This is a genomic window from Acidihalobacter yilgarnensis (assembly GCF_001753245.1).
Taxonomy (GTDB): domain Bacteria; phylum Pseudomonadota; class Gammaproteobacteria; order DSM-5130; family Acidihalobacteraceae; genus Acidihalobacter; species Acidihalobacter yilgarnensis.
This window is the reverse complement of the sequence record NZ_CP017415.1, coordinates 2688681-2709612: the sequence shown is the minus strand read 5'-3', so window position 1 is coordinate 2709612 and position 20932 is coordinate 2688681. Positions and strand designations below refer to the sequence as shown.

Annotated in this window: 24 protein-coding genes; 10 read left to right on the top strand and 14 right to left on the bottom strand. The window is 61.0% G+C overall.

The annotated features are described in order from the left end of the window. Window positions 1-4: 4 nt before the first annotated feature. From BI364_RS13040 to BI364_RS13005, 8 genes are all read right to left on the bottom strand, one after another. Window positions 5-700: a haloacid dehalogenase type II gene (locus tag BI364_RS13040; protein ID WP_070079125.1), complete on the bottom strand. Its 696-nt coding sequence runs from the start codon at window positions 698-700 to the stop codon at window positions 5-7. Between the two features lie 32 nt (window positions 701-732). Continuing rightward, window positions 733-1032 carry a thioredoxin domain-containing protein gene (locus BI364_RS13035; protein ID WP_070079124.1) on the bottom strand — a complete coding sequence of 100 codons (300 nt, stop codon included), beginning with the start codon at window positions 1030-1032 and terminating at the stop codon, window positions 733-735. Window positions 1033-1105: 73 nt separating this feature from the next. Further along, window positions 1106-1684, bottom strand: a complete 579-nt coding sequence (locus BI364_RS13030) for a TetR/AcrR family transcriptional regulator (protein ID WP_197495707.1) — start codon at window positions 1682-1684, stop codon at window positions 1106-1108. A 67-nt stretch (window positions 1685-1751) separates the two neighbouring features. Next, a complete protein-coding gene (locus BI364_RS13025) occupies window positions 1752-2513 on the bottom strand; it encodes a sulfite exporter TauE/SafE family protein (RefSeq protein WP_070079122.1) in 762 nt (253 codons plus the stop codon). A gap of 39 nt (window positions 2514-2552) precedes the next feature. After that, the gene (locus BI364_RS13020; protein WP_070079121.1) at window positions 2553-2870 is read right to left on the bottom strand and encodes a cupin domain-containing protein; all 318 of its coding nucleotides are present in this window, start codon (window positions 2868-2870) and stop codon (window positions 2553-2555) included. Beyond that, complete coding sequence (locus BI364_RS13015) at window positions 2867-3346, bottom strand: GAF domain-containing protein (protein ID WP_070079120.1); 480 nt, start codon at window positions 3344-3346, stop codon at window positions 2867-2869. The genes BI364_RS13020 and BI364_RS13015 overlap by 4 nt, the downstream gene beginning before the upstream one ends. Window positions 3347-3421: 75 nt before the next feature. Next, the gene (gene lgt / locus BI364_RS13010) at window positions 3422-4279 is read right to left on the bottom strand and encodes a prolipoprotein diacylglyceryl transferase (RefSeq protein ID WP_070079119.1); all 858 of its coding nucleotides are present in this window, start codon (window positions 4277-4279) and stop codon (window positions 3422-3424) included. 203 nt (window positions 4280-4482) lie between these two features. Then, window positions 4483-6828, bottom strand: coding sequence for a nitric-oxide reductase large subunit (locus BI364_RS13005; RefSeq protein WP_407639359.1), 2346 nt, complete (start codon window positions 6826-6828; stop codon window positions 4483-4485). Window positions 6829-7605: 777 nt separating this feature from the next. Here BI364_RS13005 and BI364_RS13000 point away from each other — a divergent pair. The 3 genes from BI364_RS13000 to BI364_RS12990 all read left to right on the top strand — a co-directional run bounded on the left by BI364_RS13000 (window position 7606) and on the right by BI364_RS12990 (window position 10507). Beyond that, window positions 7606-8475 carry an ABC transporter substrate-binding protein gene (locus tag BI364_RS13000; RefSeq protein WP_197495705.1) on the top strand — a complete coding sequence of 290 codons (870 nt, stop codon included), beginning with the start codon at window positions 7606-7608 and terminating at the stop codon, window positions 8473-8475. A 159-nt stretch (window positions 8476-8634) separates the two neighbouring features. Next, window positions 8635-9741, top strand: coding sequence for an amino acid ABC transporter permease (locus BI364_RS12995; RefSeq protein WP_070079117.1), 1107 nt, complete (start codon window positions 8635-8637; stop codon window positions 9739-9741). Between the two features lie 22 nt (window positions 9742-9763). Beyond that, entirely contained in the window at window positions 9764-10507 is a 744-nt protein-coding gene (locus tag BI364_RS12990; RefSeq protein WP_070079116.1) for an amino acid ABC transporter ATP-binding protein, read from the top strand. 40 nt (window positions 10508-10547) lie between these two features. On the opposite strand, the gene ypfH is transcribed toward BI364_RS12990, so the two are convergent. From ypfH to BI364_RS12975, 3 genes are all read right to left on the bottom strand, one after another. Continuing rightward, the gene (gene ypfH / locus BI364_RS12985; protein WP_070079115.1) at window positions 10548-11255 is read right to left on the bottom strand and encodes an esterase; all 708 of its coding nucleotides are present in this window, start codon (window positions 11253-11255) and stop codon (window positions 10548-10550) included. Between the two features lie 38 nt (window positions 11256-11293). Beyond that, a complete protein-coding gene (locus BI364_RS12980) occupies window positions 11294-12079 on the bottom strand; it encodes a dioxygenase family protein (protein ID WP_070079114.1) in 786 nt (261 codons plus the stop codon). A gap of 186 nt (window positions 12080-12265) precedes the next feature. Beyond that, complete coding sequence (locus tag BI364_RS12975) at window positions 12266-13561, bottom strand: GGDEF domain-containing protein (RefSeq protein ID WP_070079113.1); 1296 nt, start codon at window positions 13559-13561, stop codon at window positions 12266-12268. 315 nt (window positions 13562-13876) lie between these two features. Between BI364_RS12975 and BI364_RS12970 the strand changes: the two genes are divergently transcribed. From BI364_RS12970 to BI364_RS12955, 4 genes are all read left to right on the top strand, one after another. After that, on the top strand, window positions 13877-14290 hold the full coding sequence (locus BI364_RS12970; RefSeq protein WP_070079112.1) for a PepSY domain-containing protein: 414 nt from the start codon (window positions 13877-13879) through the stop codon (window positions 14288-14290). Between the two features lie 124 nt (window positions 14291-14414). Then, entirely contained in the window at window positions 14415-15092 is a 678-nt protein-coding gene (locus BI364_RS12965) for a winged helix-turn-helix domain-containing protein (RefSeq protein WP_070079111.1), read from the top strand. Further along, complete coding sequence (locus tag BI364_RS12960; RefSeq protein ID WP_070079110.1) at window positions 15079-16473, top strand: sensor histidine kinase; 1395 nt, start codon at window positions 15079-15081, stop codon at window positions 16471-16473. The genes BI364_RS12965 and BI364_RS12960 overlap by 14 nt, the downstream gene beginning before the upstream one ends. 190 nt (window positions 16474-16663) lie before the next feature. Then, window positions 16664-17005 carry a DUF3579 domain-containing protein gene (locus BI364_RS12955; RefSeq protein WP_070079109.1) on the top strand — a complete coding sequence of 114 codons (342 nt, stop codon included), beginning with the start codon at window positions 16664-16666 and terminating at the stop codon, window positions 17003-17005. Between the two features lie 191 nt (window positions 17006-17196). Here BI364_RS12955 and BI364_RS12950 read toward each other — a convergent pair whose 3' ends face one another. Both BI364_RS12950 and BI364_RS12945 read right to left on the bottom strand, forming a co-directional pair. Then, a complete protein-coding gene (locus BI364_RS12950) occupies window positions 17197-17427 on the bottom strand; it encodes a hypothetical protein (RefSeq protein ID WP_070079108.1) in 231 nt (76 codons plus the stop codon). 189 nt (window positions 17428-17616) lie between these two features. Continuing rightward, complete coding sequence (locus BI364_RS12945; protein ID WP_070079107.1) at window positions 17617-17847, bottom strand: hypothetical protein; 231 nt, start codon at window positions 17845-17847, stop codon at window positions 17617-17619. A 380-nt stretch (window positions 17848-18227) separates the two neighbouring features. Between BI364_RS12945 and BI364_RS12940 the strand changes: the two genes are divergently transcribed. From BI364_RS12940 to BI364_RS19235, 3 genes are all read left to right on the top strand, one after another. After that, window positions 18228-18476 carry an SHOCT domain-containing protein gene (locus tag BI364_RS12940; RefSeq protein ID WP_197495704.1) on the top strand — a complete coding sequence of 83 codons (249 nt, stop codon included), beginning with the start codon at window positions 18228-18230 and terminating at the stop codon, window positions 18474-18476. Window positions 18477-19005: 529 nt separating this feature from the next. Then, window positions 19006-19794: an NF038132 family protein gene (locus BI364_RS17560; protein WP_083251384.1), complete on the top strand. Its 789-nt coding sequence runs from the start codon at window positions 19006-19008 to the stop codon at window positions 19792-19794. 375 nt (window positions 19795-20169) lie between these two features. After that, window positions 20170-20400 (top strand): LysR substrate-binding domain-containing protein, encoded by a 231-nt coding sequence (locus tag BI364_RS19235; protein WP_083251383.1) that lies wholly within the window; start codon window positions 20170-20172, stop codon window positions 20398-20400. 251 nt (window positions 20401-20651) lie between these two features. Here BI364_RS19235 and BI364_RS12925 read toward each other — a convergent pair whose 3' ends face one another. Further along, window positions 20652-20918, bottom strand: a complete 267-nt coding sequence (locus BI364_RS12925; protein ID WP_156782753.1) for a hypothetical protein — start codon at window positions 20916-20918, stop codon at window positions 20652-20654. Window positions 20919-20932: the final 14 nt, after the last annotated feature.

Here is a 20932-nt window from a genome sequence, read left to right as displayed (position 1 = left end):
GCACTCAACCGGTCAACGATTCGGCCAGCGCGGGCAGCTCATCCAGCGACGCGACGATTGCATCTGGCGGATCAGGCAGGCGCTCGGCGGGCAGCCCGGCGCGGTTGCACCAGGCGACCCGAAAGCCATAGGCCTTGGCCGAGAAGGCATCCCAGCCGTTGCTGGAGACGAACAGCACGTGGGCCGGCGCCAGATCCAGCCGCTCGGCGGCCATCGCATAGACCTCCGGCGCGGGCTTGTAGCGGCCGACCGATTCCACCGACAGCACCGGGTCGAGGTGATCTGCCAGGCCTGCCGCACCCACCGCATCCGCGAGCATGTCGGGCGAGCCATTGGAGAGAATCCCGCAGCGCAACCCCATGGCACGTAGGCGGTCGATGGCGGGCAACACATCGGGGTAGGCGCCGAGTCGCCGATAGGCCATCAGCAGCGGTTCACGGTGTAGGGCGGGATCGAGATCGTAGGCCTCCAGCGCATGATCAAGGGCGTCGCACGTGACCTGCCAGAAGTCCGCATGACGCCCGGTCAGGCCGCGTATCCAGCTGTATTGTAGCTGGCGTTCGCGCCAGTGCGCGGAAAAAGCCTGCCAGCGTGTGCCGATGCGCTGGGCGACCGTTGCGGTGGCCGCGTGAACGTCGAACAACGTGCCGTAAGCGTCGAATAGGCAAGCTTCTATGCTTCTCTCGGTCGTGATGGACATCGGTAACTCCTTAACGTCTCGTGATGGCGGGCTTAAACCTGCGTGCGCAGTTCCAGGTCGCAACAGGGCAACCAGTTACTCCAGTAGAAGATCAGTACCAGAGATTCTTTGGGCCGCAGTCCGGCGGGGGTGACGAGGCTGCCGTTGGCATCGGGTAGGGCGAAGTCCGATGCGGTGTCGCCGACGACGGTCGCGCGTGCAGATCTGTCGAGAGCATCCACTTCGCACTGGGCAGCCTGCGGTGCGGGGTTCCGGAGCGTGATGGTACCCGTGGCCTCACACAGCTCAGTCAGTTGGTGGTCGAGGTCTGGCAGGTCGAGATGACGCTTCATACCATGCGCTCTATTAGTTGGTTAAACAACTTATGTCCTGACCCAGACGACGATGCAGACGATGCCGGGCGGCTCAGTCGTTGGATGGCAGTGTTTTCAGCCAATCGTGCAGACGTGCCAGTTCGATCTTTAGCAAGGCCGGGTCGTTCAGGGCGGCGGCCATCAGGATTGCGCCCTGGATCGCCCCGATCAGGTGAGCAGCATCCTCATGCGCGCGTCGGCGGCCGAGTGCATGGAACTGGTTTTGGACCCAGTCCATCTGTGCCGCCAGCACGATGTGGCCGATGCGTCCGTCTCGCTCGCGGTCTTCCTTGATGAATTCCTGAGCCAGGCCGCCGATCGGGCAGCCGTGCGCGGTCAGTTCGTCGATGCGTTCACCGGGTAGATCGAGGTATGCCAGCAGTCGCAAGCGTGGGTCAGACGAGTGGGCTTCCCACTCACGGCAACGCTCGGTGAATGCCTCGGTGCGGCGCGCGCTGATGGCCTCGAGTAACTCGTCCTTGGTCTTGAAGTAGTAATAGATATTGCCCAGCGCGACCTTGGCGGCATGGGCGATGTCGGCGAGCGTGGTGCGCCGGAACCCCCGCCGGTAGATCAGTGCTTCGCCTTCGGCCAGGATGAGATCGCGCTTGTGTGTATTGCGTGGGGACATGGCGCCCATAAATTAAGTTGTTTGACCAACAAAATATTCGCGACGCGGCGCCCTGTCAAGCCGACCGTCAGGGGTGACCCGACGCCCAGGTCCAGATGGCGCGTGCTGCGAGCAATGTCATCACCAGTCGAAACAAGGGTTTGAAATGCGCATCCGGGAGTCGGCCGAGCATCTTGAGACCGGTAAGTGTGCCGAGATAGCCACAGGCGATCATCAGCGCGAGCAACGGCAGCCAGGGCAGGAAGGAAAAGCCGGCAAGCGCGAAAGCGGTCAGCTTGAGCGCATGCTGCAGGGTCATACAGCTGGAAAAATTGGCGGTGTAGGTCCAGCGGTCGCCTTGATTACGTCCGAGCCAGGCTGACACCAGTGGGCCGGTGGCGCCGACGAGGACGGTTGCCAACGTGGTCACGAATCCGCCGATGATCAATGGTAGCGAACGTGTACCGTGGGCGATGCGCGGCATTGGCAGCCAGGTCAGCGCCAAGAGGAAGAGTCCGACGAACAGCGGTATCCAATTGGGCGCGAGCCGGCCGAGCAGCAGCACGGTCAGCGGCGCGGCGAGCAGGCCACCCAACGTGAACAGGCCGACGATACGCGGCGAGGCATGCTCGCGCGTCATCCAGGCGCGGCCTGCGTTGGAGCCCATCTGAACCAGCCCGTGAACGGGGATCAGTGCCAGTGGCGGGACCAGACCCGCCATCACGGCGAGGAGAAAGGCGCCGCCGCCGATGCCGAGCGAGGCGGTCATCAGAGAACCGGCAAAGCTGGTCGCCAACAGGAGAGCGACGTGTACGAGGCTGAGATCGGCGAACCAGGGGAGGTGCTGCATTCGGCATCCAGGTTTGGGAAGGCGGTCTTGCGTGGCGGCTCAGTAATGCACGGCGAGCCACACGGTTTCGGTGTCCGGGGTGGTCCACTCGACCCGGTGCCGTCTGAGCGCCGGGATATCGATCCAGTCACCGGGGCGCAGGTGCAGGTGTTCGCCGTCTTCGAAGGCGAGCACGGCCTCGCCCTGGATCACGGCCACCCATTCCGCGCCATCCTGTTCGTACCAGCCCGTCTCTGGTGCGTGCTGGCCGCGTGAGACGATGCGCTCGATGCGTACGGCGCCGTTTCCCGCGAGATGTTCGAAGGCCTCTGCGGTGGCATCGCCGGGTAATTTGGTCAGCAGATTACGCGTCGTCATACGCCGTGACCGCCATTCGTGGCCTCAACGAGGGCCGCGCACAGGGCCTCCATGCCGACGCGGTCGGCTTCGTCGAAGCGGGTACGCAGCGGGCTGTCCACGTCCCAGACGCCGAGCAAGTGGCCATCGGCGTGCATCAGCGGCACCACGATTTCGGAGCGCGAGGCGCTGTCGCAGGCGATGTGACCTGGAAAATCATGCACGTCTGCGACCATCGGGGTTTGTCCTTGCGAGGCGGCCGTGCCGCAGACGCCTTGGCCAAGCGGAATGCGCGTACAGGCGGGTTTGCCTTGGAATGGCCCGAGCAGCAGTTCTGCGCCGTCGAACCGGTACAACCCGACCCAGTTGAGGTCGGGCAGTCCGTCGAATATCAGCGCCGCGAGATTCGCGGCATTGGCAACGAGGTCATACTCGCCGGCGAGCAGCGCGGCGTAGTGAGCGGATCTGTCGGACAGGTTGGCGGTGGGCGTATGCATGTTGGAAGGCGATGGGGACGAATCCGGAATTTTACCTCGTGCTGGCAGCCGCGGTATGCGGTTATTCCCCGCCGGTCAGCCCTGCTCGCTGGCGTTACCCACGGGTTCGTGGTGTCTGGCTGGCGCGCGCAGGGTCTCATAGAGCATGAAGCCGCCCGCCACGATCATCGGTACGGATAGCACCTGACCCATGGTCATCCAGCCGAAGGCGACGAAGCCGAGTTGTGGGTCCGGTTGGCGCCAGAATTCCAGAATGAACCGGATCAGGCCATAGGCGAGCAGGAAGAGCGCCGATACGGCCCCAGCCGGCCGAGGACGTCTGGAGAAGGTCCACAGAATCGCGAAGAGCACCAAGCCCTCGCCGATACCCTCGAACAACTCGGAGGGATAACGCAGGACATCGCCGCCGTGCGGGAAATAGGCGCACCAAGTGAGGTCGCCGTGACACACGCGCCCGAAGAGATTGCCGTTGATGAAGTTGCCGACACGGCCTGCGGCGAGGCCGAGGGGAATCAGCGGGGCGACGAAATCGGTGACGCCGATCAGCGGCAGGCGTTCCTGCCGGGCCACCCAGGCGAGCGCGAGAATGACGCCGATCAGCCCGCCGTGGAAACTCATGCCGCCGTCCCAAACGGCGAATATCTGCAATGGATGGGCGAGGTAGAGCGGTAGGTTGTAGAACAGGATGTAACCGATACGCCCGCCCAGGTAGGCGCCAAGCTCGCCGTGTATCAATGCCTCCACGGCCTGTTTGCGCGTGAGTGCGAAACCAGGCTTGCCTGCTCGCTGTATTGCCAGCAGCAGATAGAGTGCGAAGGCGACGAGATACGCGAAGGCATACCAGTGCACTTGCAACGGCCCCACGCTGAATGCGACGGGGTCGATATTCAGCGGGTTGGGGTAGACGAGACGATCATAGGGCAGGCCGAGCATGCTCGAATCGGACCTGGATGAGTGGATATAGTTCCGTTAAAAGACGCTCCGGCGGTACGCAGAGTCCCGGTGCGTCGGCGGGTGCCACCCTTGCAGTGGCGCGCGGCGCGGTCTACGGATTCGCCCAGCCGACACTCCCCGGATCGCTGGCGGCCACTCGACGGAGGGACCACCGAGTATGCCGCCAGCTTAAGCGCCTTGTTTTACTGGCCAGTTGTGTCATGAGCGGCCGCAGTTTCAGCCGGGTGCGTGCGTGAAGTGATGCCTGGCGCGTGCTTGTGCGCGACGAAATCCTTCGTGAATGGCCTCAGCTTGGTGAAGATATCCCAGGCCATCAGCAGGGCTCCGGCAGCAAATACGACATCGCCGGGGAATCTTAGCCACTGCCATAGCAGTGTGGTGTTGTAGAACGCGACGCTGCGTGCGTAGGCCAAACCGTGCTCGTAGACGGCGGCGAGTTGTGCCCAGCCGATCGGGAAGAAATTGAGCACGATCCACAATACGAGGCCCGCGTTGTAAAGCCAGAAGGCCCACAGGCCCATGCGATCGCTCCAGCGGGCATCTTCGCCCGCCGCATAGCGCAGGCAAAAATAGATCAAGCCGATGCCGAGCAGGCCGAAGGCGCCGAACAACGCGGTATGTGCGTGGTTCAGCGTCAGGAAGGTGGCATGTTCATAATAATTGACCAATGGCGCATTGAGCGTCCCGCCACCGAAGACCCCAGCGCCAACGAAATTCCAGAAGGCCGCGCCGATAATGTAGACATAGGCCAGCGAATAGGGGAATCGGCCTTTTTCGCGACGGATGATCTGTCGTTGTTCGATGGCCTCGATGACCATCAGCAGCAGAGGCAGTACCTCAATGAACGAAAACATGCTGCCGAGCGGAATCCACATCTTCGGTTCGCCCGCCCAATACCAGTGATGTCCAGTGCCCAGGACACCACCCAGGAACACCAGAATCAGCTCGAAGAGTACGGTACGTTCCGCGGTCAGTCTCGAAACCAGCCCGGTTGCCATCAGCAGGTAGGCGCTCACGCAGGCGGCAAAGAATTCGAACGATTGTTCGACCCATAGATGCACTACCCACCAGCGCCAGAAATCCTGGATCGTGAAGGACTTGTCGATACCCATGAGCGGAATCATGCCGAACGCATAGAGAATTGCGACGTTCGCAGTGCTGGCCCAGAGCAGATGTTCGAGGCGTATGTTACCGCTACCGAAGGCGCGTAATGTCTCGGTAAATTGACCTTTTTCAGGCCACATCGCTCGAAATACCAGCAGGGTCCAGAGGAGCAATCCGGCAAAGAAGCCCATTTGCCACAGACGCCCAAACTGGAGATAGGACAGCCCCTGGTTACCGATCCAGAACCAGCTGCGCCCCACCCAGCCCATGATGCCCGCATAGTCGCCGATCAGGCCGCCGGCCACGACGATCAGGGTAGCCCAGAACAGCAGATCGACGAGGCGCCCCTGTCCACGCGCCTCGCGTCGGCTGATCATGGGCGCCAAAAATAATGCCGCGCCGATCCAGGACACGCCGATCCAGACAACAGGGGTTTGTATGTGCACATCGCGCAAAAATGCAAACGGCAGCAGCCCATTAATATTGATGCCGTAGAAACTGGATCGGTCGGCATAGTCGTGAGCCATGAGAATACCGGCCCCTATTTGCACCAGAAATACCAATGCAACAATCAAGAAATATTTGGCTGTTTTCCGTTGGCTCTGCGTCAGTGCATGGAACCCGCGAAAGATTGCCGATGCGGGATCGACCGATTCCTTGATGCCTGTACTCAGGTAACGGTGGTATATGAAAATCACGGCGCCGAATCCGAGAAATACGAACATGAACGATACCCATGTCCATATGAAGGTCGCGGTTGTTGGGGTGTTGCCGACGAGCGGTTCATAGGGCCAGTTATTGGTATAGGACGACGTGCCGTCAGGTCTGCGCGATACAGTGGTCAATGATGAATAAATCAGGAAATCGGCGGTTTGCAAGGCTGTTTTCGGGGTGAGGCTGCGAGCTTCCGTCCAGCCCTTGGAGAAATTGTTGGAGAGCAATTTATGCGCGATTTCGGTACGGAGACCCAGTATCGCTTGGGCGAGATCATCCGGCAGGACGCTGGTCGAGATGTCCAGGCGGACATTTCTGAGCTGGTTTTGCATCTCTTTTTTGATCAAGTAATTCTGGGCAGGATCGAGCGCCTGGAGTTGCTTGCCATACTGTCGCTGGGCAATCGCCGCTTCGGTGCGTTGAGCCAACTGGACTAAGTATTCGGCGGTGTAATCTTCCCCATAATAGGAGCCCATGCCATACAGACTGCCATAATCCATGAGGTCGGCGCGTTGGAATCCGCCTTTCCCGGCGATGATATCCGTCGATGTCATGATCACAGCGCTGTTTTGCGTAACGAATTTATCCGGTATGGGTGGTGCACCTTCATAAGTGCGATAAGTTCCCCAAAGCAACGCGATGAAGGTGACTGTGGCCACGATTAAAAGCGACCATTTTAGGATTTTGTACACCGGGTCTTGTACTGCCATTAAATGCGTGTCGATTCTAGTTGCTGACATGTTTCCCTCCGGTATCCCAGGTGACGTGTGTCAGGCTCGTGCTTGATATTTATCAGTGGGCGTACGCTTTCGGCGAGCCTGAGTGAGGCGATCCTAGAGGGGTTCACAAGTAGGCGTCCTTGATATAGGTCAAGCAGCAAATACGGAGGGATTGGGTCTGGTAGATGCGGCGGGTGGTGGTTTTGTGCGTCGTATTTTATGTTCGACAAAAATGTATTTATTGGCGTGTGCTATTTCCGCTTTCTCGATTGAAACGGGTATGGCCGCGACACGTGCGCCTCGCGTAGCGGTTGACGTGAGATCTCCGGCGTGGGTGCCGGCAGGCAAGGCGCAAGCGATTACACTCGAATGCAGCGGTTGTGCGTTAGTAGACCGCGCGGCGTGCGCCTCACTGCAATAGGGGGCCTGGTGGCGTATACGATGCCATTGCGCGCATTTCTCGTGCGCACCGAGCGCCTGGCACCAAAAGAGTGCGTCAGCGGGCTTGCCGCTCTGCTGGAATAACTGATACTAATGCCTCTCTGGGTGGAGAGGCGCTTCAACCCTTGGCCTGGCTTGTATTTTGCTATATAAGGGGCGCCCGTTTGGGATGTCGCCATTTGCCGTCAGCCAGTGACGGAATGGGGGCGCCGGGTGCCGATTGCTCCCCGATCCAGGCATTTACGCAATGATGGGGGCCACCCGCAGGGTGGTTGAGATGCGTGCCGGATACGTGGGGCAACAGTTTATCTGACTAGGAGAAATCGAATGATGTATCGGCTGAGTCGCTTGTTTGTATTGGGGGCTGGTATTACCGCGGCGGCACTGATGGCGGGCGTTGCGCAGACCGCAGCTGCCGCCGACGTGCATTACGGCGAATGCAAGGTCACGGGAAAGTGGGCGTCGCATCCTTTCAAGCCCGTTATTCCGGGACAGCTGACGGTTGAGGTCAACATGCCCGCGCCGGGCTGGTGGAATGGCAATTCTCCGGACACCATCAAGAGCGGTTACGAATACTGCATGGCTGCGAATATCGCCTATCGCGCCGGCATCCCGAAGCTAAAGGTGAAGAATGTAGCCTGGGACGGCTTGGTCGCCGGCCAGACCCGAAACTTCGACCTCGCACTGTCGGAAATTTCGATCACCGACAAGCGCAAGAAAGTCGTCGACTTCTCGGTGCCTTACTTCGAGTCCACCATGGGTGTGTTGGTGCGCAAGGGCGAGCACGTCACGCCTGAAAATATTCGCGACAAGCTGATCGGCGTCGAGGGTGGTTCCACCGGCGCATCCTTCGTGACCGACAAGATCAAGCCCGCCAAACCCGCACGCCAGTTCAGCGGCGAAGCCGGTCTGTTCACGGCCTTGGCGGCGCACCAGATTCAGGTGGTCGTGACCGATACCTCGATCGTGCTCGCGCAGCAGGGCAAGAGCCACGGCAGGCTCGTGGTGGTCGGTCAATACGACACCGGCGAGACCTATGGCGCGCTCTATCCCAAGGGTTCGAAAAACCAGAAGGCGATGAATACCATCATCGAATCGCTGATCAAGGATGGCACGCTCAAGAAGCTGGCAGATCAGTATCTGGCCGCTGCCTGGGGCGCCTCGCCCAACAGCGTGCCCACCTGGAAGATCCACTAATCCCGTGTCCTGGTCGGCGTGCCTGTCGGCCAGGGCGAACCCGGGCACTGGATTTTATCGCCACAATGACGTCCGGTCCGGCGGCCTTGCCCGTCGCGCCGGACGTTTTCCGTATGGGGTTTGCAACATGGCCGCATGCATTAGGACAGGATTGACGCAATGACAACGCTTATCGATGGCGGATCCGCGTCGGCGCACCCGACGCAGCGCAACGCGATACCGAAGGATCAGCGCCGGTTCACGATAGCGGCCGTCGTAACGGCCACGCTCACGGTTGCCGCTACCTGGTGGGTCGTGGATTTCATCCGGGGCATTCTGCATAAACTTGGGTTGGCCAGCGGATGGAGCGAGACGGCGCTGTTCGCGGTTGCCCTCGTTTCGCTCGCTCTGTTTTTGCCGGCACTGCGCGGCGTGCGTGGGGCCTTCGCCGCCACCGCCAAACTGCGTAGGGGCGACATCGTCGGCGCCCGCGTCGCCGGCTCCGATGCGCGTGACTGGGCCTGGGTGACATTTGGCTACGCCGTCGCCCTCATCATCGTGCAGCTGATCGCGCTGTTCGTGCTCGCCAACGACGAGGCCGTGGGGCGCACCTTCTTCGACACCTCGTTGATGATCAGCTCGTTCTGGCTGGTGCTCAAAGCCTTCTGGCTCAACGTGGTCATCTTCACCGCTGCCGAGGCGATCGTGCTGGTCTGGGCGTTACTCGTCGCGGTCGCGCGCTTCGCACCGGGTGCCGCTGGACGGCCGATCCGCCTGCTCGCCATCGCCTACATCGACGGTTTTCGCGGTCTGCCGGCGATCATCACGCTATATCTGGTCGGTTTCGGCCTGCCGCTCACCGGGCTGGGCTTCCTGAGTAATCTGCCCCTGGTGTGGCTGGCGATCATCTCGTTATCGCTCACCTACGGCGCCTACAACGCAGAAGTCTACCGGGCAGGCATCGATAGCATCCACCCAAGCCAGATCTCCGCCGCGCGCTCGCTGGGGCTGTCCTACGTCAAGACCCTGCGCTTTGTCGTCGTGCCGCAGGCGGTGCGGCGCATGATTCCGCCGCTGCTCAACAACTTCATCAGCCTGCAGAAGGACACCGCGCTGGTCAGCGTGATCGGCGCGATCGATGCCTTCAATCAGGCCAAGATCATCGCCAGCAATGACTTCAATTTGTCCGCGGTCACCACCGTCGCATTCCTGTTCGTGCTCATCACCATCCCGCAGGCGAGAGCCGTGGACCGGCTGATCGAGCGCGACAAACAGCGCCGGGGTTGACCCGCCAGTGAGTACCTAAATCATGTCCTTTCTCGAAATGCGCAGGGTCGTCAAGCGCTACAGCGACCTGCAGATCCTCAACGGTATCGACCTGGATGTTGAAGAGCATCAGGTCGTATGCCTGATTGGCCCCTCTGGCTGTGGCAAATCCACCTTGCTGCGTTGCCTCAACGGGCTCGAATCGATCAGTGACGGCGAAATCCGCCTCAACGGTGATCGCATCTCTGGTCCCGGCGTCGATCTCAATGCCTTGCGCCGCGACATCGGCATCGTGTTCCAGAGCTTCAACTTGTTCCCGCACATGACGGTGTTGCAGAACGTCACCCTCGCGCCCATCCAGGTACTCGGCATGAACCGCGCCGAGGCCGAGGCGCGCGCCATGACCCTGCTCAAACGCATCGGTTTGGAGGCCAAGGCCGGTGCTTATCCCGACCGTCTCTCCGGTGGCCAGCAGCAGCGCGTGGCCATCGTGCGCGCGCTGGTGATGGACCCGATGGTGCTGCTGCTCGACGAGATCACCTCTGCGCTCGATCCCGAGCTGGTTTCCGAGGTACTCAATATCGTGCGCGACCTCGCCGAGCAGGGCATGACTATGCTGCTCGCCACTCACGAAATGAGCTTCGCGCGCGAGGTCGCCAGCAAGGTCTGCTTTCTGCAGGAGGGGGTGGTTTACGAGGAGGGGCCGCCCGAGCAGATCTTCGGCGACCCGCAGCAGGAGCGCACACGGGCATTCCTCAAGCGCATCATCGAGGCCGGGCGACTCTAGCGTTCGCTCGGGATCTTGGGCCTGCGCCGGTGACTTCTCGTCAGGTGTTGCCGCGGCCGGGCTCGCCGGGGGCGAGCGGAGCGTCGTCGCGCAGCGCCTCTTGCCAGGTTCGCCTGGGCACGTGGTGGGTCAGACGTTCGACCAGCAGATCGGCCAGCGCGTCGTTGACCTCATGACCGACAAAGGGCAGTACATCGGCCACCACATCGCCGCCGAGGGCGACCAAGTGCTCGGCGGCGGTCACCGTGTAGCCATAGTGGATGACCGCATCGTCCTTGCCGTGTAGGAAATACCAGGTAATGCCTTCGTCGGTCGCTTCCGGCAGACGCGCGAAGCGTCCGGCGATGGACACTACGCGCCCGGCCAGCGCGGGCTGTGCCCGCACGCATTCCAGTGCCATGATCGCGCCCTGCGAGAAGCCGATCAACGCGGTTTCCTGAGGGCCGGCCCCGGTACGCGACTGCCAGTCGCGGATCGTATCGGTGAAGGCGGGTAAGGCCGCGGCCACGCGCGACACACGGCGTTCGTCGCTCAGCTCACGGGCCGAAAACCACTGGAAGCCGAAGCCGAAATCGCCAGGATCTGGCGCCCGTACGCTGACGATGCAGGCCCGCGGATAAGCTCGTGCGAGGCGTTCCCCCAGCGGATTCATATCCTGCGGCGTGGCGCCCAGTCCATGAAACAGCAGCATGAGCTGGCCGGGCGACCCCTCGGGCCTGGCAATCACGATTGATTCGGACAAGGGCATGCTTCGATCTCCGGTCATTGTGTGGCGGCGCACCGTGCTCAGCGGAACGTCCAAGCATCCATGGCCATGCTACCGTAATGCACGCCGCCGGATTCAAGCTTGACCTGTGCGTCTGGTCCTGCGGCGCCGAGTGCCCAGAACAGTGGCAAGAGATGCTCATCGGTGGGGTGGGCGCGTGTCGCATGCGGTGCTTGCCTACGGTAGTCGAGCAGGGCCTGGGTGTCGCCGCGGGCGACCGCTTGCCGAATCCATTCGACGAATGCCGTCACATAGGGTTCGATCGGCGCATCCAGACGCGTGCCGAAATCGAATTCGTGCAGATTGTGCGTCAGCGCCCCGGTGCCGAGCAGCAGCACGCCCTCGGCGGCCAGCGGCGCGAGCGCCTGGCCAAGCCGGTAGGCGCCCGCTGCATCCAGCGGCCAGGGCATCGCGAGCGGCACCACGGGAATGTCGGCATCGGGGAACATCAGGCGCAACGGTATCCAAACGCCATGATCGAGTCCGCGCGTGGGCGCCAGCTCGGTCGGCCAGCCGGCCTCGGCCGCGAGCACGGCAACACGCTGCGCCAGCGCAGGTGAGCCGAGTGCCGGGTAGTTCAAAGCGTACAGCTGCGGATCGAAGCCGCCGAAATCATGGATTGTCTCCGGTGCGCGGCTCGCGCCCAGCGCCGCACCGCGCGCCATCCAGTGCGGTGAAAACGTCAGAATCGCGGACGGCCGTGGCAGCTCGCAGCCGAGGCGTTCGAGCATAGGAGCGGCGCTGCCCGGCTCCAGCGCGAGCATGGGCGATCCGTGGGAGACGAAAACGGTTGGTAATTTTGGCATGGCGTCGCGATTCCGAGGGCGGTGGGTGTCCAGCCGATATTCAATATCAGTGGTGCCACCGCCAGTGCGCAAATATTTGTTCGTGTCCGTGCAATTTTTTGAAGAAGCCTTACTCCCGCAGCCGGGAGGCGCGCACCGAGCGCGCGTTCGAAGAGGGGCTGCGATGCTCGGAATAGCGCCTGCCGATCAGTCGCTCGATGATGTCTTGTCGGGCCGATGCTTGGATGCGTACAACGCGGCATCGGCGCCGCCGATCAGGGTTTGCATATCCCAGCCCATCTCTGGTGTCGATGCGATACCGATGCTGATCGTTGGCAGGGCGTCGTCCCGATTTGCGGTGTCATGAATCGATTGGCGCATGCGCTGGGCGATGGCCTGAGCCTGTTCCTGGGTGGTAGCGGGCAGGACGGCGATGAATTCATCGCCGCCGTAGCGGCCCAAGTGATCGCTGCCACGCAGCGATTCGCGCATTTTCTCCGCAACCCAGAGCAGCGCCCGGTCGCCGGCGCTGTGGCCGAGCGTGTCGTTGATGGTCTTGAAGCGGTCGAGGTCCATCATGAACAGACTGAGCGGTTGGCCGTGGCGCCGATGGGCGGCCAACTCCTGCTCCAGCACGGCGAGGATGCCGCGGCGGTTCAGCACCCCGGTCAGCGGGTCCATCGACGTTTCGGTGAGTAATGCTTGCCGAGTGGCCTCCCAGTACTCGGACATGGCGTTGAAGTGTCGCGAAACCGAGGTCAGTTCGTCGTTGCCCAGCACCGCGATGCGGACCCCTGTTTCGCCTGCCCCGAGGCGCCGGGCGGCCGATTCGAGCGCCTTGATCGGCCGTAATATCGAAGACAGGAACAAGCCGATAAAGAGTGTGGCGACCGATAAGGTGACGACCCAGCTCCATACCAGCCATCTGAGTTGAGAGTGTCGCAGCGCGACGGCATGCGTGTAGCGGGCCTTGATGATAGTCGCCAGATGCCGGCGTGCCCGGCTGACGTCGTGAATGGCCTGCTGTAGATCTTTGCGTGAAAGTGTATCGGAAAGGCGATCGTTACCGAGATGCAGCGGACGTATGTGCTCGACCAGGCGTTGCACGGCGGGGCGGGCGTCCCGCCAGGCCCGTTGAGCGGCCGTGATCAGGCCCTCGGGCATATCCGGGGTGCTGCCCGTTGTTTCGATGGTCGAAAAACTGCGGTCGATATTCTGCGTCAGGACCGTGAAGTTGGGGGCCGAGGTATTGGTTTGTGCCTCCAGTTCATCGACTTGCGCACGTTCCAGATAGTGTTCCAGCGTGGTCAGCGGCAGCAGCGTGTCGATGGATTCCTGAACCGAATGCTGGAAGTCGATCTCCTGCCCGTCCAGTACGCTCATGCTGACCACGCTGAGCACGGCCATGGGGAGTAGCAATAACGCAAGAATGATCGAGATGCGCTGCCCGACCGTGAGTCGCCGCAAATGATGTTCGAGTGTTGTGCCTTTGTCTGGTTTCATGAGGGCGATCGTCAACGCGTCAGTATGGGCGACGGAATTCTGAAATAAGCTAAGTTTATGGTAACCGCTCCCGCCGCGCCCGTTACATTCGTGTGGGGCTGCCGATTCCGGCCTCCAGGGATCGCTTGCCTGTGGCATGTCGCGTCGCCAGCGGCTCCGAGCGATCTGCCTCGGAATCTGCCTTACCGATCCGTAAAGTACCGGCAAACCGCCCCCAAACAGCAGTGTGTCAGGGTATGCCTCGTGGATCCGCAGGTGCGGACCGCCAGCCAAGGCTGGATATACCGGATAATCTTACCGATTGGGGAAACCATCATGATGTCGAAAAAACTGTTGATCGCAATCGCCGGGGCCAGTGTCCTGGGTCTCGGAACCGGCGCCGCGTATGCCTATGACGGCGCGCAGCTGGCGAAGGATGCGCGGGTCACGATGCATGACGCCCGTGCCCAAGCGCTGAAGATGGCGCCCGGCGCCATCAAGAGCGCCGAACTGGAAAGCGAGCATGGCGGCTCGGGTCTGCGCTATTCCTTCGATATCCAGACGTCGCAGGGCCTACGGGAGGTCGGTATCGACGCCCAGACTGGTAAGGTACTGGAAGACGGTGCCGAGACCCATCGAGCGGAAGCCGCCGAAACACGTTCGGAACACGAAGCGCGTGGTACGGATGTCGAACACGAATCGATGGACGATTCGGAGCACAAGTCCGGGTATGAAAGCCGCGAGGACTGAGCGTGGCGAGGCGACGGGTGACGGTCAGTCCGCCCGTGACCCATCCGCCATAAGGGAGTCCCCCGATGGCAACATCGGGGGACTCCCTGGGATAGACTGCCGCCATCATCGGGGAATGACTTGCATGAAGGTGCTGGTTGTCGAAGACGACGCCGAGACCGCCCGCTACGTGTCGCGTGGATTGCGCGAACTCGGGCATGGCGTTGACGTGGCGGCCGATGGCCGCGACGGGTTGTACCTTGCCATCGAAGGCGGTCATGACCTGCTGATCGTCGACCGCATGCTGCCAGGAGTGGATGGCCTCACCTTGGTGAAAACCTTGCGGGCTGCTGGCCGCCGCATGCCGGTATTGTTCCTGACCACCCTCGGTGGCATCGATGACCGGGTGGAAGGGCTGGAGGCTGGCGGCGACGATTATCTGGTCAAGCCCTTCGCGTTCGTGGAACTGGTCGCGCGGGTCCAGGCTCTCGCCCGTCGACCGCCGCTGCGCGATACGCCCACCAGCCTGCAGGTGGCGGACCTGGAGATGAACCTCATCAAGCGCAGCGTTTCGCGCCGGGGTCAGCCGATCGAGCTGCAGCCGCGCGAGTTCAGATTGCTCGAATACTTGATGCGTCACGCCGGCGAAGTGGTCACCCGTACCATGCTGCTGGAACAGGTCTGGGACTTCCATTTCGATCCCAAGACCAGCGTGGTCGAGACGCATATCAGCCGTTTGCGTATGAAGATCGATCGCGACTTCGACGCCCCGCTGATCCATACCGTGCGCGGTGCCGGGTATAGCCTGCATGCGCCCGAGTAGGCTGATACACAGCACCGGCTTTCGCACCGGGCTGGGCTACGCCGCGCTATTCGCAGCCTCGGTCTGTGTGTTGTTCGGGGTCATCTACTGGCAGACGGCCGGCTATATGGAGCGCCAGCTGCGCGCCGTGACCGACGCGGATTTCAACGCACTCGTCACGGTCTTCCGCCACAGCGGACTGCCGGCGCTGCGCAGCGCGATAGACGAGCGTATGGCCGGCAATCGCGGGCACTCAGGCTGGTTTCTGCTGCTGAATGCCGACGGTATCCGACTGGCCGGCAATCTGCCCGTCATGAGGTTGCATGCAGGTTGGCAGCAGGTCGTCGTTCCAGAAGTCGCGCATCACACGGGTGAGGGCGAGCCTGGCGAGGGCCACCTTGTCGCCGGCGAGGGTCGGCATTTGAACGGGAGCGTCTTCCTGTTCGTGGGCCAGGATGCCGGCCAGCTAGCCGAAATGCGCGAACTGTGGGCCTCGGCGTTGGCTTGGGGTCTGGGCGTGACGCTGTTGCTGGCGGCCCTCGGCGGCGCGTTCATGGGCACGATCTCCTTGCGGCGTGTCGAGGCGATCAATCGCGTTGCCGGCGAAATCGTTGCGGGCGATCTCGCCCGCCGGATTCCCAGCCGTGGCAGCGGCGACGAATTCGACACGCTCGCCGCCCATCTGAACCGGATGCTCGCGCGCATCCAGCAATTGATGGAAGGCATGCGGCAGGTCAGCGGCGACATCGCGCACGACCTGCGCACGCCGTTGGGACGGCTCCGGCAGGCGCTCGAGAAGGCTCGTTACGAGGCCGTCAGCGTTGCCGAGTACCAGGTTGCGGTGGACCATGCCATTGCGCAGACAGACCAGATTCTTGAAACCTTCGCGGCGTTGCTACGGATCACGCAGATCGAATCCGGCGCCCGTCGAAGCCGCTTTGCGCCCGTCGATTTATCCGCGGTATTGGAAACGGTGCTCGAAATCTACACCCCGGTGGCCGAGGATGGCGGCCATGTCCTGCATGGCGATGTGCAGGCGGGCATACGGGTGCAGGGCGATCGCGAGCTGCTGGTGCAAATGTTCGCCAACCTGATCGAGAACGCATTGCGGCACACGCCAGCCGGCAGTCGGATCGAGATCGGACTGAAGTGTGAGACCGACGGCGCAGTGGTCGTGATCGCCGACGACGGGCCGGGCATACCCGCGGACCAGGTGGGCAAAGTCACCCAGCGTTTCTATCGATTGGAGTCGAGCCGTACCACCGCAGGCAGTGGACTGGGTCTGAGTCTGGTCGCCGCCATCGCCGCGTTACACGAGATGCGGATGCGCCTGAGTGACAATGGACCGGGCCTGCGGGTCACGCTGAGTTTCGGCGTGACCACCGGCTCGGACGAGTGCTAGCCGCTGGGTTCCGAGATGGAGCGAGGGGCCAGACTCAGCCCAGACACGATCGCCAGCGACAGGCCGAACTCAGACGAATCGGGTCCGCACACAAGTTGACGTGTATCCGGGATCGATTAGGACGAATGAACCTTTGGCGGTGGGTGGGTCTCTATAGACTATGCATCCGAGGCAGCGGGGTATCGGCCGGATGAACGACGATGCGCCTTTTCACGGGGAAGCGATTATTTCCGGTTATCGCGCCGGCACCAAATTCCGGCCGTCGGCATGGCCTGAAATGCTTTGCGCCGCCGCTGCCGCATACGATGCGCGCGACCGGCGCCTCGCCTATGCCGACTACCTGCGGCCGGTCTATACCGAAAAATACGGCCATTGCGTCGAGGTCGACTTCGAGGCGCTCAAGCAGGCCAGTCCCGGCTCATATCAACTGGTACTCGATTTCGTGAAATCGAACGCCCTGGAGCTGTACACGCACCACGATGTCGCAATCGACTATACGACGCCGCACTCACCCGATCAGGCTGCCTCCTGATCGATGGCCTGCTGCCGCGCAGCTACTCATTAGCGATCGAATGGATTGACCCCCAGCGACAACCCGCGCTCGAACCGGATTGTGGGGAAAGGTCGTTCCAGACGATCGATTATGAGAGACGAGTTGTTGAATGGGCTGTTTTCTGGGCTGGCACATGAACTCAGGCGTGATCGTCGGGATGCGGAGTCGTTTTAATCGCCGCCGCCTTGGCGTTGATATTGGCCGCCACCGTTCTGGTGTTCGCCGCCGGAGTAACCGTCTCCGCCGCGGTGGTCACCTTGCCGGTGTTCGCCGCTGGAATAGCCATCTCCGCCGCGGTGTTCGCCGCCATATCCGGGGTAGTAGTAGCAACCGCTTAGCGAGCAGCCGAGCAGAAGTGCCGTCGCGCCGGCAAGTGAGTATTTGCGTGTGAGTGAGGGCATAGGCTTCTCAGATCGGGGGGGATGGGCGGTGAAAACGCTCGCGCAGCATGCGGCCAAGCAATCACCCGCGTGCATACAAGAGGGCACAGGGGCAGCAGACCGATGTACCTGCACGACGATTCTACGCTTCTGTTGCCGATGTTTATGAAATATGTCGGGATTGAAGCGAACCCGCGAGTCATTGCGCCATCAGGTGGATTTGATGGTCCGCAAGTCGGAGGATCGTTGTGCGTGGGATTGCGCGACGGCGACCGCATTGCCATGTTTCCATAGGAAATACAGCGCCAGAACGCCGAGCGGTATCACGAACATACCGATTACCGCGATCCAGAATACGATGAGTTTGAATACCCGCCCTGCGCGTGTCTTGGCCAATAGTGCCGTGTGTAGCGCCTGCTTGGCATCGAGCGAATCCGACATATTGTTTCCATCTCCCCGCTGTGGTGGGGCGTTGGCCGGGAATGCCCGGCGCCGATCACCCGAGGCGCCCGACTGCGCCAGTCCAATGCCTGTGCTTGCCCGGCGTGGACGATCTCAAATATTAGTGCATGCGAATATATAGATCGGCCAAGGCCAGATCAATGGGTAGCGCATCGTGTCTGGCATAGCGTCACGGGACGATATGCAGCTGCGCAGTCGATCGAGAATCTCGCCAGGCATCGGCACGCGCGGCATGTCTTCAAGCGCTGCTTGACCTTGCAGTCGCTATAAGGTCTATGGTGATCAGGCGCCTAATGGCGTTAGTGCTAGGGGTTTTGGCGTATAGACGTTTTGACTGGGGGTGGGTGATGTGGGGTCCAATGAGCGAGTACGGCTGGAATGGCATGGGCGGCTTTGGCCTATGGGGCGGGTTGATGATGGTGCTGGGGTGGGGCGTTCTGATTATTTTGATCGCCGGAATCGTGAAATGGCTCTTCGGAAATCCTATCGGGCATGCGGGCCATCTGCGCGAATCCCCCAAAAGAGCCTTGGATATCCTTGAGGAGCGCTATGCGCGTGGCGAAATAGACCGTGAGGAATACCTGCAGCGACGGGACGACCTCAAATAGTGGTTTCGTTGGGATGGGTCGGCTGAGGGGCGGTGAAGCCCTATCTGGATAGCGAAGGGGTTGGCTCATACATCGGCCGGCCCCTGCATCTGGTAAATCAGCACGCCTGTGAGCGACTTTGTTCGAAGCCAGAAATGAGCGGGTACGAATCCGCTCAGGCGCGCCGCTCAGCCTAGATTGAAAGCGGCGGCGCTGATTCGCGCTCGAAGCAGCGTGCCCAAGCCGGATGCAGGATTGCATGACTGGGCCTCAGGGTATTCCTGGACGCAACAATTTGTGATCTGCCCTCCCGATGTTCCGTGAGCGCGCACGCAGTTAATACAAAGCTGCCCCTGATGCCGAGTGCGTCGGATATCTTTACAAAACCGGTCTACGCGCGCTCATGAAATAAAATAACTCATTGTTAATATATGTGTTTTTGGGGGTCGGTGTGATTTTTGCTTTGGTCGGCCGTGGTGTATCCACAGGATAGTGATTGCGTTCGTTATTAAAACATCGCCTTTAACTTAAACCATCAAGGGGTCTGGTTATGAATTCTCGGGCAATTAAGCTTATAGCGGCTATCTCTCTCGCGATCGCATGCACCCAAGCGCACGCGGGCATTATCGGCTGGACGACCGTGGGTAACTCCGGCACATCGACCTCAAATGATGGTGTGGTCGCCATTCCATCCGGCCAGTCAAGCGTGAACTGGATTTCCACCAATGGCGGCGTAAATGGCAACAATGGCGGGTACGGCGGCACGGATGGCTCGACGGTAACGTCTAATCCATTCGCAGTCTCAACCGGCGGTACAGCACTCACCTTCCAGTTCGACTTCATTACATCGGACGGCACATCGTCATTTCCAGACTATGCATGGGCCAATTTATATGCGGTCGGAGGCAGTAATCCTGTTGCAACCTTGTTCACGGCAACGACGAACCCTAGTGGAAGTGCTGTCCCAGGGACGGGTGCAGGCTTGCCGTCAATCAGCGCCACCATTAATCCTGCCAACGTGGTCATTAATTCAGGCGCGGGATCCACGGTTTGGTCACCTCTCGGAACTAATTCAGGGCAATGCTGGGGAGGCTATGGTAATGGCTGCGGGAATACTGGCTGGGTATCTGCATCCTACAATATCGCTATCCCAGGCAGTTACGTCCTGACCTTTGGCGTGGCGAATGCCAGCGATAACTTATACGATTCTGGTTTGGCATTTTCTGGCGCCGCGGTTGGCGGAACATCGATCAATAACGTACCCGAGCCCTCCGATTTCGCACTCTTCGGTCTCAGCTTGGTTGGGATGGCGTTTCTCAGACGCCGTAAGCAAGTTTAAAATCGCTCAGGCGCATTGCGGCCCTTAAATATTATTAGCCCCAGCGTGAGAGTGAAACGGCGTTGAGGCGGTGCTGATAGGGCCTAAAATCAAAATCTGAACCCTTGATTGAGACAGGGACGTCAGCTCGAGCGGCACCTGGCATCGGTGCCGCTCGATATTCCGGTATAGGCATTTGGCGCGAGAGGAGCGACGTTTCCTCAAGATGTGCGGGGCGCGATACATTTCTCGCCGAGCATGGTCGGCCTGAGACGCTGGATGACCCGTTGTCCCACCATGCGATCACCTACGGCAGGTGTGTCCGCGGTTGGGAGTTCCCCGTTGGTCAAGACCGACCCATAACGGTAATCACGCCCGGTCGACTGCACTTCGAACCTGGAGGCGATTGCCGACGCGGCCGAGTCCGGCCATGGGCTCGCTTGGCTGCCTTGTTGGCTGATTCGCGATCGGGTAGCAGCAGGTCATCTCGTTCCCTTGCTGGAGGATGTGCCCGCTCTGGTCTTCAGGATCCACGCCCTCTGGCTGCAGACTCCGCATCTTCCTTTACGAATACGCCTGGCCATTGATGCGCTCGCATCGGAGCTACCAGACAATGCAGCACCTTAGAAACCTTTATGGTTGATTGGCCGGCGCTCGGCCAAGCCGGGTAGCGTCTGGCCGGTGAGGCAAGGGATTTGAAGCGGCCAAGCATCGTTCTGACGAGGTTTGCCCGTAGCGTCAAGGCATTTAGAGCGCGTCTCTAAACCTGAATCGAAGGCCGCATCGCCAATTCGCGCCCGAAATGCGACGCAGGGGCTTTTGCTGAATTGCAATGGCCCGGTTGCGGCGTGTCGTTGTCGTGTAATCTCCGCGCTCAGTCAGTCGCCTTCACCCTGGCGATGATACGCGCCGTCGCCGTACTGATATCCACCCCCGTAGTAGCCGCGTGCGCCATCTTGGCGGTCGCCACGCCGATGCTCGCCATTGAAATAGCCGTCGCCACCTCGGTAGGCGAATCCTGGGTAGTCATAACAGCCGCTGAGCGAACAGCCGAACAAAAATAGGGCTACAACGGCGAGAAAACGTTTGAGCATAGGGGAATACATCGCTTCTCCGGTTGGCGGGCCAATCTCTTTCGTGCGCATGATCGCTCGATGAA

Excerpts from the sequence above, each read along its gene's own strand:
- BI364_RS13040 (WP_070079125.1), bottom strand. The coding sequence starts at position 700 with ATGTCCATCACGACCGAGAGAAGCATAGAAGCTTGCCTATTCGACGCT.
- BI364_RS13035 (WP_070079124.1), bottom strand. The coding sequence starts at position 1,032 with ATGAAGCGTCATCTCGACCTGCCAGACCTCGACCACCAACTGACTGAG.
- BI364_RS13030 (WP_197495707.1), bottom strand. The coding sequence starts at position 1,684 with ATGTCCCCACGCAATACACACAAGCGCGATCTCATCCTGGCCGAAGGC.
- BI364_RS13025 (WP_070079122.1), bottom strand. The coding sequence starts at position 2,513 with ATGCAGCACCTCCCCTGGTTCGCCGATCTCAGCCTCGTACACGTCGCT.
- BI364_RS13020 (WP_070079121.1), bottom strand. The coding sequence starts at position 2,870 with ATGACGACGCGTAATCTGCTGACCAAATTACCCGGCGATGCCACCGCA.
- BI364_RS13015 (WP_070079120.1), bottom strand. The coding sequence starts at position 3,346 with ATGCATACGCCCACCGCCAACCTGTCCGACAGATCCGCTCACTACGCC.
- lgt (WP_070079119.1), bottom strand. The coding sequence starts at position 4,279 with ATGCTCGGCCTGCCCTATGATCGTCTCGTCTACCCCAACCCGCTGAAT.
- BI364_RS13005 (WP_407639359.1), bottom strand. The coding sequence starts at position 6,828 with ATGGCAGTACAAGACCCGGTGTACAAAATCCTAAAATGGTCGCTTTTA.
- BI364_RS13000 (WP_197495705.1), top strand. The coding sequence starts at position 7,606 with ATGATGTATCGGCTGAGTCGCTTGTTTGTATTGGGGGCTGGTATTACC.
- BI364_RS12995 (WP_070079117.1), top strand. The coding sequence starts at position 8,635 with ATGACAACGCTTATCGATGGCGGATCCGCGTCGGCGCACCCGACGCAG.
- BI364_RS12990 (WP_070079116.1), top strand. The coding sequence starts at position 9,764 with ATGTCCTTTCTCGAAATGCGCAGGGTCGTCAAGCGCTACAGCGACCTG.
- ypfH (WP_070079115.1), bottom strand. The coding sequence starts at position 11,255 with ATGCCCTTGTCCGAATCAATCGTGATTGCCAGGCCCGAGGGGTCGCCC.
- BI364_RS12980 (WP_070079114.1), bottom strand. The coding sequence starts at position 12,079 with ATGCCAAAATTACCAACCGTTTTCGTCTCCCACGGATCGCCCATGCTC.
- BI364_RS12975 (WP_070079113.1), bottom strand. The coding sequence starts at position 13,561 with ATGAAACCAGACAAAGGCACAACACTCGAACATCATTTGCGGCGACTC.
- BI364_RS12970 (WP_070079112.1), top strand. The coding sequence starts at position 13,877 with ATGATGTCGAAAAAACTGTTGATCGCAATCGCCGGGGCCAGTGTCCTG.
- BI364_RS12965 (WP_070079111.1), top strand. The coding sequence starts at position 14,415 with ATGAAGGTGCTGGTTGTCGAAGACGACGCCGAGACCGCCCGCTACGTG.
- BI364_RS12960 (WP_070079110.1), top strand. The coding sequence starts at position 15,079 with ATGCGCCCGAGTAGGCTGATACACAGCACCGGCTTTCGCACCGGGCTG.
- BI364_RS12955 (WP_070079109.1), top strand. The coding sequence starts at position 16,664 with ATGAACGACGATGCGCCTTTTCACGGGGAAGCGATTATTTCCGGTTAT.
- BI364_RS12950 (WP_070079108.1), bottom strand. The coding sequence starts at position 17,427 with ATGCCCTCACTCACACGCAAATACTCACTTGCCGGCGCGACGGCACTT.
- BI364_RS12945 (WP_070079107.1), bottom strand. The coding sequence starts at position 17,847 with ATGTCGGATTCGCTCGATGCCAAGCAGGCGCTACACACGGCACTATTG.
- BI364_RS12940 (WP_197495704.1), top strand. The coding sequence starts at position 18,228 with ATGAGCGAGTACGGCTGGAATGGCATGGGCGGCTTTGGCCTATGGGGC.
- BI364_RS17560 (WP_083251384.1), top strand. The coding sequence starts at position 19,006 with ATGAATTCTCGGGCAATTAAGCTTATAGCGGCTATCTCTCTCGCGATC.
- BI364_RS12925 (WP_156782753.1), bottom strand. The coding sequence starts at position 20,918 with ATGCGCACGAAAGAGATTGGCCCGCCAACCGGAGAAGCGATGTATTCC.